Source organism: Streptomyces coerulescens, from assembly GCF_042657965.1.
GTDB lineage: Bacteria > Actinomycetota > Actinomycetes > Streptomycetales > Streptomycetaceae > Streptomyces > Streptomyces coerulescens.
Map to the genome: position 1 here is coordinate 147,430 of NZ_JBHSKM010000005.1, position 14,014 is coordinate 161,443.

Genomic DNA, 14,014 nt, shown 5'->3' on the forward strand with positions numbered 1-14,014 from the left:
GGACGACGACGTCCCGCTCAGTCCTCGCTGGAGGAGTTCGAGGCGGTGGCCCTCTTCGTGGCTGTCTTCGCGGCTGTCTTCTTCGCCGTCGTCTTCTTGGCGGCCGTGGTCGTCTTCTTCGCCGCGGTCTTCTTGGCGGCCGTCTTCTTGGCCGGGGCGGCCTTCTTCGCGGCCGTCTTCTTCGCCGGGGCCTTCTTCGCCGTCTTCTTGGCGGGCCCCTTGGCGCGCTTCTCGGCGAGCAGTTCGAAGCCGCGCTCCGGCGTGATCGTCTCGACGCTGTCGCCGGAGCGCAGGGTCGCGTTGGTCTCGCCGTCCGTCACGTACGGCCCGAAGCGACCGTCCTTGACGACGACCGGCTTCTCGCTGACCGGGTCGGTGCCCAGTTCCTTCAGCGGCGGCTTGGCGGCCGCGCGGCCACGCTGCTTGGGCTGGGCGTAGATCGCCTGCGCCTCCTCCAGCGTGATCGTGAACAGCTGCTCCTCGGCCTGGAGGGAGCGCGAGTCCGTGCCCTTCTTCAGGTACGGGCCGTAGCGGCCGTTCTGCGCCGTGATCTCCACGCCGTCCGCGTCGGTGCCGACGACACGCGGCAGCGACATCAGCTTGAGCGCGTCCTCCAGGGTGACCGTGTCGAGCGACATGGACTTGAAGAGGGAGGCCGTGCGCGGCTTGACGGCGTTCTTGCCGGTCTTCGGGGTGCCCTCGGGGAGCACCTCGGTGACGTACGGGCCGTAGCGGCCGTCCTTGGCGACGATCGCGTGGCCGGTCTGCGGGTCGGTGCCCAGCTCGAAGTCGCCGCTGGGCTTGGCCAGCAGTTCCTCGGCGAGCTCGACGGACAGCTCGTCGGGCGCCAGGTCGTCCGGGATGTCGGCGCGCTGGTGCTGCTCGGTGTCCTTCTCGCCGCGCTCGATGTAGGGGCCGTAGCGGCCGACGCGCAGCACGATGTCGTTGCCCACGGGGAACGAGGACACCTCGCGGGCGTCGATCGCGCCCAGGTCGGTCACCAGCTCCTTGAGGCCGCCGAGGTGGTCCCCGTCGCCGTTGCCGGCGTCGGCCGCGCTGCCGTTGTGCGTGCCCTCGCCGAAGTAGAACCGCTTCAGCCACGGCACGGACTGGGCCTCGCCGCGGGCGATGCGGTCGAGGTCGTCCTCCATCTTGGCGGTGAAGTCGTAGTCGACGAGCCGCCCGAAGTGCTTCTCCAGGAGGTTGACCACGGCGAAGGACAGGAAGGACGGGACGAGTGCCGTGCCCTTCTTGAAGACGTAGCCGCGGTCGAGGATCGTGCCGATGATCGACGCGTACGTCGACGGGCGGCCGATCTCGCGCTCTTCGAGCTCCTTGACGAGGCTGGCCTCGGTGTAGCGGGCCGGGGGCTTGGTGGCGTGCCCGTCGACCGTGATCTCCTCGGCGCTGAGCCGGTCGCCCTCGCTGACCTGGGGCAGCCGGCGCTCGCGGTCGTCGAGCTCGGCGTTCGGGTCGTCGGCGCCCTCGACGTAGGCCTTGAGGAAGCCGTGGAAGGTGATCGTCTTGCCGGAGGCGCTGAACTCGACGTCCCGGCCGTCGGCGGCCGTGCCGCCGATCTTCACCGTCACGCTGTTGCCGGTCGCGTCCTTCATCTGGGAGGCGACGGTCCGCTTCCAGATCAGCTCGTAGAGCTTGAACTGGTCGCCGGTCAGCCCGGTCTCGGCGGGCGTGCGGAAGCGGTCGCCGGAGGGGCGGATCGCCTCGTGCGCCTCCTGCGCGTTCTTGACCTTGCCGGCGTAGGTGCGCGGCTGCGGGGGCAAGTAATCGGCGCCGTACAGCTGCGTGACCTGGGCACGGGCCGCGGCGACGGCGGTGTCGCTCAGCGTCGTGGAGTCGGTACGCATGTAGGTGATGTAGCCGTTCTCGTACAGCTTCTGCGCGACCTGCATGGTGGCCTTCGCGCCGAAGCCGAGCTTGCGGCTCGCCTCCTGCTGCATCGTCGTCGTACGGAACGGGGCGTACGGCGAGCGGCGGTACGGCTTGGACTCGACGGACCGGACGGCGAACTGCGTCTGCTCCAGCGCGGCGGCGAGCGCGCGGGCGTTCGCCTCGTCGAGGTGGAGGGTGTTCGCGCTCTTGAGTTGTCCGAGGGAGTCGAAGTCACGGCCCTGCGCGACCCGCCTGCCGTCGACGGTCTGGAGGCGGGCGACCAGCGACGACGGGTCCGACGAGTCGCCCGCGCGGCCGGTCGCGAAGGTGCCCGTCAGGTCCCAGTACTCGGCAGAACGAAACGCGATGCGCTCGCGTTCCCGCTCCACGACGAGTCGGGTGGCGACGGACTGGACCCGGCCGGCCGACAGGCGCGGCATGACCTTCTTCCACAGGACCGGCGAGACCTCGTAGCCGTAGAGGCGGTCGAGGATGCGGCGGGTCTCCTGGGCGTCGACGAGCTTCTGGTTGAGCTGGCGCGGGTTGGCGACGGCGGCCTGGATCGCGGCCTTGGTGATCTCGTGGAAGACCATCCGCTTGACCGGGACCTTCGGCTTCAGCACCTCCTGGAGGTGCCACGCGATGGCCTCGCCCTCGCGGTCCTCATCGGTGGCGAGGTAGAGCTCGTCGGATTCCTTCAGCAGGTCCTTGAGCTTCTTGACCTGGGCCCGCTTGTCGGCGTTGACCACATAGATCGGCTCGAAGTCGTGCTCGACGTCCACACCGAGGCGGCGGACCTCGCCGGTGTACTTCTCCGGCACCTCCGCGGCGCCGTTGGGAAGGTCGCGGATGTGCCCGACGCTCGCTTCGACTACGTAGCCGGGGCCCAGGTAGCCCTTGATCGTCTTCGCCTTGGCAGGCGACTCGACGATGACGAGTCGGCGGCCGCCCTGTGCGGTCTCGCTGGTCGGGGACAACTTCGCTCTTCTCTCCGGTCGACGCTGGGGCCTCCCCAGGCCGTAGTCCCGGGGTCGGGTGGTGGTGACGCTGCGGAGTGTGACGGTACATCCCGCCCCGTTGTCAAACGGGAAAAGCCCGCAACGGCCACTCGAACGGTAACCCGACTTCCGCCATTCCTGCCGCCCGGAGTGCGCACAGGTCTTTTCGAGCCTTTCCGGAAGAGGCCCTGCCAATTACCGGTTGCCCAGCTCGCAGGCCGTTCTCAGAGGCGGGTGAAGCACCAGGTTCCGAAGATCAGCGCGACCACCGAGACAACGCCGACGAGTGTCGCCGATGCGACGGGGTTCACACCGTGAGCCACCGGCTGACGCTGTCGTACCCGGACCGCGGTCCACACCAGCAGCCCGCCTCCGAACAGGGCGAACACGATCCCGGCGAAGAGTGCCGGTCCCCTTTCCATGGTTCCGCTTGCCCCTTTTCTCCCGTCCGCGAGTGCCCAGCCCGGCGAGACTGACACGCGCGGACGGCGCACGGGCGAACCCCAGGTGAACGCGGGACCGACGTGGCTGTGGACTCTGGAGTCACTCCGGCCCCGGCCGCCACGACAGCCCCTCGGCATCCTCCGCCCTCACCGGCCTCGTCCGCCTCGGAGCACGCCGGGCGTCGGCATCTTTCCCCTCGCCTTCCGGTCGTCTTCCAGCCGTCTTCCGGCCGTCTTCCGGCGCCCTTCCCATCGTCGCCCCGGCCGACCGTGCCGCCTCGAATTCGTTCGTTACGGCACAGCTCGGTGGTGTTGTCCGAGCGCTTCTCGTGGCTCATTTCGCCGGGTGCCCGAACGGTGCGCATGACCTGGTCGGTGCGGGATTCGGCGTCGCAGTCGATCAAGAGGTCGTCGTAACGGTCGCCCTCTTCCTCGTGGATCGAGTAGTCGCCGGTACTCATCCGAACTCACCGAACTCACCGAACTCAAGTGAACTCGAGCGAACTCGAGCGAACTCAGCCGAACTCGTCCGACCGGACAAGCCACCCGGGCGCGACGCGACAGGCGCGGCCCGCGGCCCGGGTCACCGTGCCGGTTCGAGGAACCCCTGCTCCACCAGCAGCCGGATCTGGGCGGGCGTACGGTCGCGCAGCATCACCGGGTCCTCGCCCATCAGTTGGGCGATCGCGTCCAGGATGCGGCCCGCGCTCAGCGAGCCGTCGCACACGCCCGCGAAGCCCGCGCCGACCGTGTCCACCTGGGTGGCCCGGCGCATGCCCCGGTGCTGGCGCAGCACCACGTGCTCCGGGTCCTCGGCGCCGGGCAGCCCGACCTGCTCCTGCACGACCTCGGCGACGAGCCTGAAGTGGTCCTCCAGCAGGGCCGCGTCGTCCCGGGCCCGCAGGTAGTCGAGCCGGGCGAAGTGCGCGCGGACGGTGTCGCCGAGCGGCTGTTCGACCGGATGCGGCCACTCCTCCGCCGTGATCGAGGGCACGGCGCCCGACGCCTTCCGCAGGGTGATCCACCCGAAGCCCACGGCCTTGACCTTGCGCGCCTCGAACTCGTCCAGCCATGTGTCGTACCGCGTCTGGTATTCGGCCGGGTCACCCCGGTGGTCACCGGCGTCCCTGAGCCACAACTCGGCGTACTGCGTGATGTCCTGGACCTCGCGCTGCACGATCCACGCGTCGCACCCGCGCGGCACCCACGAGCGCAGTCTGTCCTGCCAGTCCTCCCCCTCGACGTGCTGCCAGTTGGCGAGGAACTGCGCGAACCCGCCCTCGTTCAGCCGCTCCCCCGCTCCCTGAACGATCGACCGGCAGAGATCGTCCCCGCCCATCCCGCCGTCGCGGTACGTCAGTCGCGCGCCCGGCGAGATCACGAAGGGCGGGTTGGACACGATCAGGTCGTAGGTCTCGTCGGTCTTCAGCGGCTCGAACAGGGAGCCCTCCCGCAGGTCCGCGGCCGGGGCGCCGGACAGGGCCAGCGTGAGCGCGGTGATGTGCAGTGCGCGCGGGTTGAGGTCGGTCGCCGTCACGCGCGTGGCGTGCTGCGCGGTGTGCAGGGCCTGGATGCCGGATCCGGTGCCGATGTCGAGGGCGGAGGAGACAGGCGTACGGACGGTGATGCCGGCGAGGGTCGTGGAGGCGCCGCCGACGCCGAGGACGACTCCCTCGTCCTTGCTGCCGATGCCGCCGGCCCCGCCGACCGCGCAGCCCAGGTCGGACACGATGAACCAGTCCTCGCCGCCCGGTCCGCCGTAGGGCCGTACGTCCACGGTCGCGGCGACGTCGTCGTCGGACGCGCCGCCGACCCGGACCAGCCACCCGCTCTCCAGGCACGCTTCTACGGGCAGCACGTCGGCCACGCGCGCGTGCGCGACGGGCTGCTGCAGCAGGAACAGCCGTACGAGCGCCTCCAGCGGCGTGTCGCCGCGGGTCGCCCGGAGCGCGGGCACGGTCTCGCTGCGCGCGAGCGCCGCGTACGCGGGCGCACCGAGCAGTTCGAGCAGCCCGTCGGCGGTGAAGGAGGCCCCGAGCAGGGCCTGACGCAGCCGGGCGGCGACATCGGGACGGTCGGAAGCGGGCAGGGAGGGCAGCGTGGAGTCACTCACGCCCTCATTGTGACCCGCACCCGCCCCTGGAGTCGGCTCGGGCGCCGACGACCGCGGTCCGCTCAGCTGCCGGTGACGCCAGCTGCCGCGGTCCGCTCGGCTGCCGGTGACGTGCGTCGGCTGCCCTGGCCGGCTCAGCTGCCCGTGGCCCCGGCCGCCCCGGACGCCTCGGCGGCCTGCTTGCAGCCCTCCTGGGAGGTCAGCGCCTTCTTGGTGTCGCCGGACTCCAGCTTCTTCAGTGCCGTGACGGCGCTCTGGCGCTGGGTCTCCACCTGCTTCATCTCGGCGGACACGTCCTTCAGGCCGGAGGCGAACTTCCCCTGGTCCTTCGTGTCCAGCTTGTCGACGCGCTCCTTCAGGTCGGCGTACGCCGCGGAGAGGGAGGTGAGCTTCTTGACGACGTCCTGCTGGACCTTCGCGCCGTTCTCCACGCCGGGAGGCGCCCCGGCGCCGCTGATGAGGCTCGCGCGCGCCTTGTAGCCCTCGGCGAGGTCCTGGAAGGCCTTGGAGTCGGCCTCCTGGAGCTCCTTGGGCGTGCTGGTGGTGTCCTTGGCCGCCTTGGTTATCGCGACGTAGGCCGCCGAGATCTTCGCGTTCTGCGCCGGCACCGCGTCGCAGACCTTCTTGGCCCAGGCGTCGAGCTCCTTGTTGCCCTCGTCGCTTGTGCATCCCGTCAGCGCCAGTACGAGTACCGCACCGCCGGACAGTGCGGCCGCGAGCTTCTTGTTCACCGGTTTGGTCCCTTCCATGGCTATCGGCCACGGGACCCTACACGTCGGATCGGGGAGGACACCTTGCCGCATGCACCATCCATGGGCTTTTCATACTGTTTGCACCATGTGAGAGAAGGGTCACGGCAAGGGCGTGAAGAGCAAGTGGCGGGCGGGCGGCACGTCAATGCGCGCCGCCCGCCCGCCACTTGAGCTGGGCCGTCGTAAGACCGCCTACGAGACCACCGCGGGGTCGGCCGGCTTGGCCACCCTCTCGGCGTTGTCTTCGTCACCCACGGCGATGCCACGCCGCTTGGACACATAGACCGCGCCGACGACCACGAGGGCCGAGACGACGGCGATCAGGACCCGCACGCCGACGTTCTTGTCCTCGCCGTAGCTGAACTGGATGACCGCGGGCGCGATGAGCAGCGCGACCAGGTTCATCACCTTCAGCAGCGGGTTGATGGCGGGACCGGCGGTGTCCTTGAAGGGGTCGCCGACCGTGTCGCCGATCACCGTCGCGGCGTGGGCCTCGCTGCCCTTGCCGCCGTGGTGACCGTCCTCGACGAGCTTCTTGGCGTTGTCCCACGCGCCTCCGGAGTTGGCGAGGAACACCGCCATGAGGGTGCCCGCACCGATCGCGCCCGCGAGGAAGGACCCCAGGGCGCCGACGCCGAGCGTGAACCCGATGAAGATCGGCGCCATCACGGCGAGCAGTCCGGGCGTGGTGAGTTCGCGCAGAGCGTCCCGGGTGCAGATGTCGACGACCTTGCCGTACTCGGGCTTCTCCGAGTAGTCCATGATCCCGGGCCGCTCACGGAACTGCCGCCGCACCTCGTACACCACGGCGCCCGCCGACCGCGACACGGCGTTGATGGCGAGACCCGAGAAGAGGAAGACGACCGCCGCGCCGGCGATGAGGCCGACGAGGTTGTTCGGCTGCGAGATGTCCATCATCAGGTTCATCGGCGCGCCCTCGCCGCTGAGCTTCTCGCCCACGTCCCGTGCGCCGGTGGTGATGGCGTCGCGGTACGACCCGAAGAGCGCCGCTGCCGCCAGGACGGCGGTGGCGATGGCGATGCCCTTGGTGATGGCCTTCGTCGTGTTGCCGACCGCGTCCAGGTTGGTGAGCACCTGGGCGCCGGCGCCCTCGACGTCGCCGGACATCTCGGCGATGCCCTGCGCGTTGTCGGAGACCGGACCGAAGGTGTCCATGGCGACGATCACGCCGACCGTGGTGAGCAGACCGGTGCCGGCCAGCGCCACCGCGAACAGCGCGAGCATGATCGAGGTGCCGCCGAGCAGGAACGCCCCGTAGACGCCGAGGCCGATCAGCAGGGCGGTGTAGACGGCGGATTCGAGACCGATCGAGATACCGGCGAGGACGACGGTGGCGGGCCCCGTGAGCGAGGTCTTGCCGATGTCCTGGACCGGGCGGCGGTTGGTCTCGGTGAAGTAGCCGGTCAGCTGCTGGATGACAGCGGCCAGCAGGATGCCGATCGCCACGGCGACGAGCGCGAGGATCCGCGGGTCGCCGTCCTTGGCCGCGATGGCGGCGTCACCGATGCCGTCGAGGTCGGCGTACGACGACGGCAGGTAGGCGAACACGGCGATCGCGACCAGCACGATCGAGATCACCGCGGAGATGAAGAATCCGCGGTTGATCGCGCTCATGCCGCTGCGGTCGCTGCGCCGCGGCGCCACCGCGAAGATGCCGATCATCGCGGTGATCACGCCGATCGCGGGCACGATCAGCGGGAAGGCGAGCCCGGAGTCACCGAACGCCGCCGATCCGAGGATCAGTGCGGCGACCAGGGTCACGGCGTACGACTCGAAGAGGTCGGCCGCCATGCCCGCGCAGTCGCCGACGTTGTCGCCCACGTTGTCGGCGATGGTCGCGGCATTGCGCGGGTCGTCCTCCGGAATGCCCTGTTCGACCTTTCCGACCAGGTCGGCGCCGACGTCGGCGGCCTTGGTGAAGATGCCTCCGCCGACACGCATGAACATCGCGATCAGCGCGGCACCGAGACCGAATCCTTCGAGCACCTTCGGCGCGTCGGCCGCGTACACCAGCACCACACAGGAGGCGCCGAGCAGACCGAGCCCCACTGTGAACATGCCGACGACGCCGCCCGTGCGGAAAGCGATCTTCATGGCTTTGTGCGAGACGGCGGTGAGATCCTTTTCGGGCTCACCTTCCGCCGGGGTCGCTTCCCGTGCCGCCGCGGCGACGCGCACATTGCTGCGCACGGCGAGCCACATGCCGATATAGCCGGTGGCCGCCGAGAACGCGGCGCCGATCAAGAAGAACACCGATCGGCCGATGCGCTGATTCCAGTCGTCCGCGGGCAGCAACATGAGCAGGAAGAACACGACGACGGCGAATACGCCGAGCGTGCGCAGCTGCCGGGCCAGATAGGCGTTGGCGCCTTCCTGTACCGCTGCCGCGATCTTCTTCATGCTGTCGGTGCCCTCGCCCGCCGCGAGCACCTGGCGCACCAGGACGCCGGCGACCACGAGCGCTGCCAGTGCGACGACACCGATGATCGTGATGATGATCCGGTTGTCGTCGGTGAGCACTGCGGCTGCGAAGGTTGTGGGGTGGTCCAGCTGATGAGGGGTAGAAAGCCCCGCCATTCGTCCTCCTTGACGCTTGGGCTGAGCTCAAGATGTGGACGGATTCTAGGTACCGGAACCTGATCAAAACAGATGGCGGTAAACGGAATTGGCCTTCACATGCCGTTCAGCAAATGATCGACATCCGGCCACTGAACCCGAAAGTGCTAATGCTCTAGAACCATTGACGCCCACATTGACGCTTGATCAAATGATCGAGAGCTTGATCAATTATCGGAAGATCGATCGTGAATTCATTCACGAATACCCCGGCGCCGGAGCCACAAACGCGAAGGGGCCCTGCTGAGCAGGGCCCCTTCGCGATGAGACGGATGAAACGGATGAGACGGATGGGTCAGACCTCGGTGAAGCCGTTCTCTCAGGAGAGCACCGCGGCCGGCGGTGTGGTCGGCCAGGTCATACGGATCAGGCCACCATGCTCCCCGGCGGAGACTTCGACGTCGTCGACGAGGCCGCTGATGACCGCGAGGCCCATCTCGTCCTCCTCGGCCTCGACCTCACCCTCGCCGCCCGCGGCGCCGGATGCCCGCTCGCCGGGAACGGAACGCGGCGCCTCGTCGCCGACCTCGATGGAGAACTGCTTCTCCTCCTCGATCAGCGCCACCTTCACCGGCGCCGTGATGCCGACGCTCTGATGCAGTCCGACGGCCCGGGTACAGGCCTCGCCCACGGCGAGTCTGACCTCGTCCAGGACGGCCTCGTCCACTCCGGCCCTGCGCGCCACCGCTGCCGCCACCAGTCGGGCGGTCCTGACGTGCTCGGGCAGCGCGCTGAAGCGGAGTTCAACGGTGGCCATGCATCCCCCTCGCAACTTCGGGCGTGCTGTCGGGGGGACCGGGCGGCCGAAAGCCCAGTCCCCCTTCTCTTTCAACTTCTGCCGCCCCGGGCACGCTTGAACGCGCCCCCGGGCCCGGTTGTCAGTCGGTCGCCGCTACCGCTTCCTCGACCGAGGTGTGGATCGGGAACACCTTGGTGAGGCCGGTGATGCGGAAGATCTTGAGAATGCGCTCCTGGTTGCAGACCAGGCGCAGGGAGCCCTCATGGGCACGAACCCGCTTCAAGCCGCCGACCAGTACGCCGAGCCCGGTGGAGTCGAGGAAGTCCACGCCCTCCATGTCAACGACGAGGTGGAAACTCCCGTCGTTCACCAGCTCGACCAACTGCTCGCGCAACTTGGGCGCGGTATATACGTCGATTTCGCCACCGACCTCGACGACCGTACGATCGCCGACGGTACGGGTCGACAGGGACAGGTCCACGGATCCTCCAGCACCTTGCTATCGAGCGGTCGCCCCTAGGGACACCTCGGCTTGCAGCCCCCAGGACGGTTCGCCAGCCGCGATGGCATTCAATCACTTACCGGCAGGCGTGCACGACGCCTTGGTCCCATTGTCCGTCACGCCAGTGACACACTCGGTCCCGATGGCCAAGAATCACCGATCCGATCGATCCCCGACGGGCCCCGTTTCCCGGGTGGACCCGGGCGCGGTGCTGGGCCGACTGGCCTCGGGGCCGAGTCGGGCTTCGCGCATCACTCATACGGAGCATGTGCCCCCGCGGGAGGGCCGCCATGCCGTCTGGCCCGACCGGATCCGCGCGGAGGTCATCGCCGCGGTGCAGACGGCCGGAATCCAGCATCCATGGGCCCACCAGGCACGGGCCGCCGAGCACGCCCTGGACGGCGACTCGGTGGTCGTCGCCACGGGCACGGCCTCCGGCAAGTCCCTGGCCTACCTCGTGCCGGTCCTGTCGACCCTCGTGGACGGTTCGCAGGCCCCGAACGGCCGTGGCGCCACCGCCCTCTACCTGGCCCCGACCAAGGCTCTTGCGGCGGACCAGTGGCGTTCGGTGAAGGAACTTTCACATCCGCTGGGCAATTCCGTCCGACCCGCCGTGTACGACGGCGATACTCCGTTCGAGGAACGCGAGTGGGTCCGCCAGTACGCCAACTACGTCCTGACCAACCCCGACATGCTGCACCGCGGCATACTCCCGTCCCACCCCCGCTGGTCCTCCTTCCTCAAGGCGCTGAAGTACGTCGTCATCGACGAGTGCCACACCTACCGCGGCGTCTTCGGCTCCCACGTCGCCCAGGTACTGCGCCGACTGCGCCGCCTGTGCGCCCGCTACGGCGCCTCTCCCGTCTTCCTGCTGGCCTCCGCGACGGCCGCCGAGCCCGCCGTGGCCGCCCGCCGCCTGACCGGCCTCCCGGTCGTGGAGGTCGCCGACGACGCCTCCCCGCGCGGCGAACTGGTCTTCGCCCTCTGGGAACCCCCGCTCACCGAGATGCAGGGCGAGAAGGGCGCACCCGTTCGGCGTACGGCCACCGCCGAGACGGCGGACCTGCTGACCGACCTCGCGGTGCAGGGCATCCGCTCGGTAGCCTTCGTACGCTCCCGGCGTGGCGCCGAGCTGATCTCGGTCATCGCCCAGGAGCGCCTCGCCGAGGTCGACCGCTCTCTCGCCCGGCGTGTCGCGGCGTACCGCGGCGGCTACCTCCCCGAGGAACGCCGCGCCCTGGAACAGGCCCTGCACTCCGGCGAACTCGTCGGCCTGTCCGCCACCACCGCCCTGGAACTCGGCATCGACGTCTCCGGCCTCGACGCCGTACTGATCGCCGGTTATCCGGGCACCCGGGCCTCTCTGTGGCAGCAGGCGGGCCGAGCCGGCCGCTCCGGCCAGGGCGCCCTGGCCGTCCTCGTGGCCCGCGACGACCCGCTGGACACCTACCTCGTCCATCACCCCGAGGCCCTGTTCGACCGTCCGGTGGAGTCGACGGTCCTCGACCCCGACAACCCGTACGTCCTCGCGCCGCATCTGTGCGCGGCGGCCGCGGAGATCCCGCTGACCGACGAGGACCTGGAGCTGTTCGGCCCCGAGACCGAAGGACTGCTGCCGCAGCTGGAGGCCGCGAAGCTGCTGCGCCGCCGCAAGAAGGCCTGGCACTGGACGCGCCGGGAACGGGCCGCCGACCTCACCGACATCCGCGGCGAGGGCGGCCGTCCCGTCCAGGTCGTCGAGGAAGGGACGGGACGGCTGCTCGGCACGGTCGACGCGGGCGCCGCGCACAGCACGGTCCATGAGGGCGCGGTCCATCTGCACCAGGGACGCACGTATCTGGTGCGCTCCCTCGACCTGGACGACTCCGTGGCCCTCGTCGAGGAGGCCGCCCCGCCGTATTCGACGGTGGCCCGCGACACGACGGCGATCTCCGTCCTGGAGACGGACATCGAGGTCCCGTGGGGCGACGGACGCCTCTGCTACGGCTCCGTCGAGGTCACCAACCAAGTGGTCTCCTTCCTGCGGCGCCGGCTGATCACCGGCGAAGTACTGGGCGAGACGAAGCTCGACCTCCCTCCTCGTACGCTGCGCACCCGCGCGGTGTGGTGGACGGTCACCGAGGACCAGCTGGACGAGGCCCGGATCAACCCGGAGATCCTCGGCGGCGCCCTGCACGCCGCCGAACACGCCTCGATCGGCCTGCTGCCCCTCTTCGCCACCTGCGACCGCTGGGACATCGGCGGTGTCTCGATCCCGCTCCACCCCGACACGCTGCTCCCCACGGTCTTCGTCTACGACGGCCACCCCGGCGGCGCGGGGTTCGCCGAGCGCGCCTTCCACACGGCCCGCTCCTGGCTCACCGCCACCCGCCAGGCCATCGCCTCCTGCGAGTGCGACGCCGGCTGCCCGTCCTGCATCCAGTCCCCCAAGTGCGGCAACGGCAACGACCCGCTGCACAAGCGGGGGGCCGTGCGGTTGCTGACGGTGTTGTTGCGGGGGGCGCCGGAGGAAGGGCCGGGAGAGGTGGAGGGCGAGGGAGAGGTAGGCGGCGAGGGCGGGAGCGAAAGCGGGGCGTCTGGAGTCGTTCAGGACGAGGAGTCCGTGGCCGCGCCGGACGGGGCGACGGTGGCCCGCCAACCGGTCACGGAACCGGCGACGGCCGGTCCGTCACCACAGGGTCCAGCGGCAGCGCCAGATGGCCCTTCGGCAGGGTCGTCTTCGGATGCACCGTCGGGGTGGTCCCAGTCGGGGTCATCCCCGGCGGCGCCTTTCGGGTCGTCCCCGCGGGCACCCTCGGCGGTGGAAACTGCGTCGGGTCAGCAGGCGCCCTCGGCGACGGAAGCTCCGTCGGGTCGGCAGGTTCCGCAGGCCCCGCCCGCGCCCTGACCTCCGTCGCGAAGGGGCCCCGGCCCGACGCCGCCGTCACGTCCGAGACCTCGCCGACCAGCACGCACCGCACGAGCCGCACGCCCTGAGCGCCGGCGGCCCGTTCGGCCCGTGCGCAGGCCGCCGTGCCGCCCTCGGCCCAGTGGTCGGCCGCGGCGAGCGCCGCGAGATCGGCACCGCCCGCCGCGCGATGCCGGGTCACGACGGCGTGCCCCAGGGCGAGTACGACACCGAAGACGACACAGAGCACGGCGATGGCGCCGAGGCTCCAGACCGTGGCCGAACCCCGATCGGAGCGCAGGTCGGGGGCGGGCTGTTGGGCTGCCCGGCCGGCTTGTCGCCGACCGCTGTATCGGGCAAGCCGCAGGAGGCCGTGGCGCCCCGTCGCGAAACCTCCCCTCATGGCCCCGCCCCCACCGTCTCCTCCGCCGTGGCCACGGCTTCTTCCCGTACTTCGAAGGGAAGTCCCGTCAGCACCGGCGGTTTGGCCACGACGACCACGTGGACCTCGTCCCCCTCCCGGCCGACCGTGACCGTCGCGCCGCGGGGTGCCGCCTCGCGGGTCACCTCGATGACCGCGTCGGCGGGATCCTGTCGGGCCGCCGCTCGGGCGCCGACTCGGGCCGCGTCCACGCATTGGATCTGCGCCGCCATCACGAGCAGACCCCACACCAACGCCATGGCGAACATGACCAGAACCGGCAGGACGACAGCCGACTCAGCGGTGACGAAGCCACGGTCCGAGCCCCCGTCCGGCCTCCGGGCCCGCCACCGAGCCCGCCACCGGGCCCGTCGCTCGCCCTTGCCCTCGCCCTCACCACCGCCGCTCTCACATCCGCGCATCGAGCGCCCGCTTCACGATGGCCTGCAACTCCTCGCTGACCTGCCCGCTCGTCACGACCTTGTAGAGCACCACCGCGAACGCCACCGCCGCGACGATCCCCATCGCGTACTCGGACGTGACCATCCCAGCGTCACCCCGTGCCGCTCGCACCCTGCACACCAGCGCTCGCATCCGTGCGCATACCGCCTTGCACATCTCAACCCCCGTAA

The 14,014-nt window shown here is 70.0% G+C and carries 10 protein-coding genes and 1 pseudogene; 1 reads left to right on the forward strand and 10 read right to left on the reverse strand.

Going from position 1 to position 14,014, the window contains the following annotated elements; genetic code table 11:
• Positions 1-17: 17 nt before the first annotated feature.
• The 7 genes from topA to bldG all read right to left on the reverse strand — a co-directional run bounded on the left by topA (position 18) and on the right by bldG (position 10,053).
• Positions 18-2,867: a type I DNA topoisomerase gene (topA, locus tag ACFPQ9_RS10925; RefSeq protein WP_380850477.1), complete on the reverse strand. Its 2,850-nt coding sequence runs from the start codon at positions 2,865-2,867 to the stop codon at positions 18-20.
• 245 nt (positions 2,868-3,112) lie between these two features.
• Entirely contained in the window at positions 3,113-3,310 is a 198-nt protein-coding gene (locus tag ACFPQ9_RS10930) for a hypothetical protein (protein WP_380850480.1), read from the reverse strand.
• Positions 3,311-3,914: 604 nt separating this feature from the next.
• Positions 3,915-5,444, reverse strand: a complete 1,530-nt coding sequence (locus ACFPQ9_RS10935; RefSeq protein ID WP_380850483.1) for a DUF7059 domain-containing protein — start codon at positions 5,442-5,444, stop codon at positions 3,915-3,917.
• Between the two features lie 134 nt (positions 5,445-5,578).
• Positions 5,579-6,193 (reverse strand): hypothetical protein, encoded by a 615-nt coding sequence (locus ACFPQ9_RS10940; protein WP_030954731.1) that lies wholly within the window; start codon positions 6,191-6,193, stop codon positions 5,579-5,581.
• A gap of 195 nt (positions 6,194-6,388) precedes the next feature.
• Positions 6,389-8,794 (reverse strand): sodium-translocating pyrophosphatase, encoded by a 2,406-nt coding sequence (locus tag ACFPQ9_RS10945; RefSeq protein ID WP_380850487.1) that lies wholly within the window; start codon positions 8,792-8,794, stop codon positions 6,389-6,391.
• 358 nt (positions 8,795-9,152) lie between these two features.
• Positions 9,153-9,590 carry an ATP-binding protein gene (locus ACFPQ9_RS10950; protein ID WP_380850490.1) on the reverse strand — a complete coding sequence of 146 codons (438 nt, stop codon included), beginning with the start codon at positions 9,588-9,590 and terminating at the stop codon, positions 9,153-9,155.
• A 121-nt stretch (positions 9,591-9,711) separates the two neighbouring features.
• Positions 9,712-10,053 carry an anti-sigma factor antagonist BldG gene (bldG, locus tag ACFPQ9_RS10955; RefSeq protein ID WP_003975386.1) on the reverse strand — a complete coding sequence of 114 codons (342 nt, stop codon included), beginning with the start codon at positions 10,051-10,053 and terminating at the stop codon, positions 9,712-9,714.
• A gap of 82 nt (positions 10,054-10,135) precedes the next feature.
• Between bldG and ACFPQ9_RS10960 the strand changes: the two genes are divergently transcribed.
• A complete protein-coding gene (locus ACFPQ9_RS10960; protein WP_380850495.1) occupies positions 10,136-12,961 on the forward strand; it encodes a DEAD/DEAH box helicase in 2,826 nt (941 codons plus the stop codon).
• On the opposite strand, the pseudogene ACFPQ9_RS10965 reads toward ACFPQ9_RS10960, so the two are convergent.
• The 3 genes and pseudogenes from ACFPQ9_RS10965 to ACFPQ9_RS10975 all read right to left on the reverse strand — a co-directional run.
• A pseudogene (locus ACFPQ9_RS10965) lies at positions 12,906-13,364 on the reverse strand (Rv3654c family TadE-like protein); the annotation flags it as partial. The gene ACFPQ9_RS10960 and the pseudogene ACFPQ9_RS10965 sit on opposite strands and share 56 nt — an antisense overlap.
• Positions 13,361-13,804, reverse strand: a complete 444-nt coding sequence (locus ACFPQ9_RS10970) for a TadE family type IV pilus minor pilin (RefSeq protein WP_380850498.1) — start codon at positions 13,802-13,804, stop codon at positions 13,361-13,363. The gene ACFPQ9_RS10970 and the pseudogene ACFPQ9_RS10965, both read right to left, overlap by 4 nt.
• Complete coding sequence (locus ACFPQ9_RS10975) at positions 13,791-14,000, reverse strand: DUF4244 domain-containing protein (protein WP_380850501.1); 210 nt, start codon at positions 13,998-14,000, stop codon at positions 13,791-13,793. The genes ACFPQ9_RS10970 and ACFPQ9_RS10975 overlap by 14 nt, the downstream gene beginning before the upstream one ends.
• Positions 14,001-14,014: the final 14 nt, after the last annotated feature.

Coding starts and splice junctions, on each gene's coding strand:
- ACFPQ9_RS10930 (WP_380850480.1), bottom strand. CDS start 3,310: ATGGAAAGGGGACCGGCACTCTTCGCCGGGATCGTGTTCGCCCTGTTC.
- ACFPQ9_RS10940 (WP_030954731.1), bottom strand. CDS start 6,193: ATGGAAGGGACCAAACCGGTGAACAAGAAGCTCGCGGCCGCACTGTCC.
- ACFPQ9_RS10945 (WP_380850487.1), bottom strand. CDS start 8,794: ATGGCGGGGCTTTCTACCCCTCATCAGCTGGACCACCCCACAACCTTC.
- ACFPQ9_RS10950 (WP_380850490.1), bottom strand. CDS start 9,590: ATGGCCACCGTTGAACTCCGCTTCAGCGCGCTGCCCGAGCACGTCAGG.
- ACFPQ9_RS10960 (WP_380850495.1), top strand. CDS start 10,136: ATGGCATTCAATCACTTACCGGCAGGCGTGCACGACGCCTTGGTCCCA.
- ACFPQ9_RS10970 (WP_380850498.1), bottom strand. CDS start 13,804: ATGCGCGGATGTGAGAGCGGCGGTGGTGAGGGCGAGGGCAAGGGCGAG.
- ACFPQ9_RS10975 (WP_380850501.1), bottom strand. CDS start 14,000: ATGTGCAAGGCGGTATGCGCACGGATGCGAGCGCTGGTGTGCAGGGTG.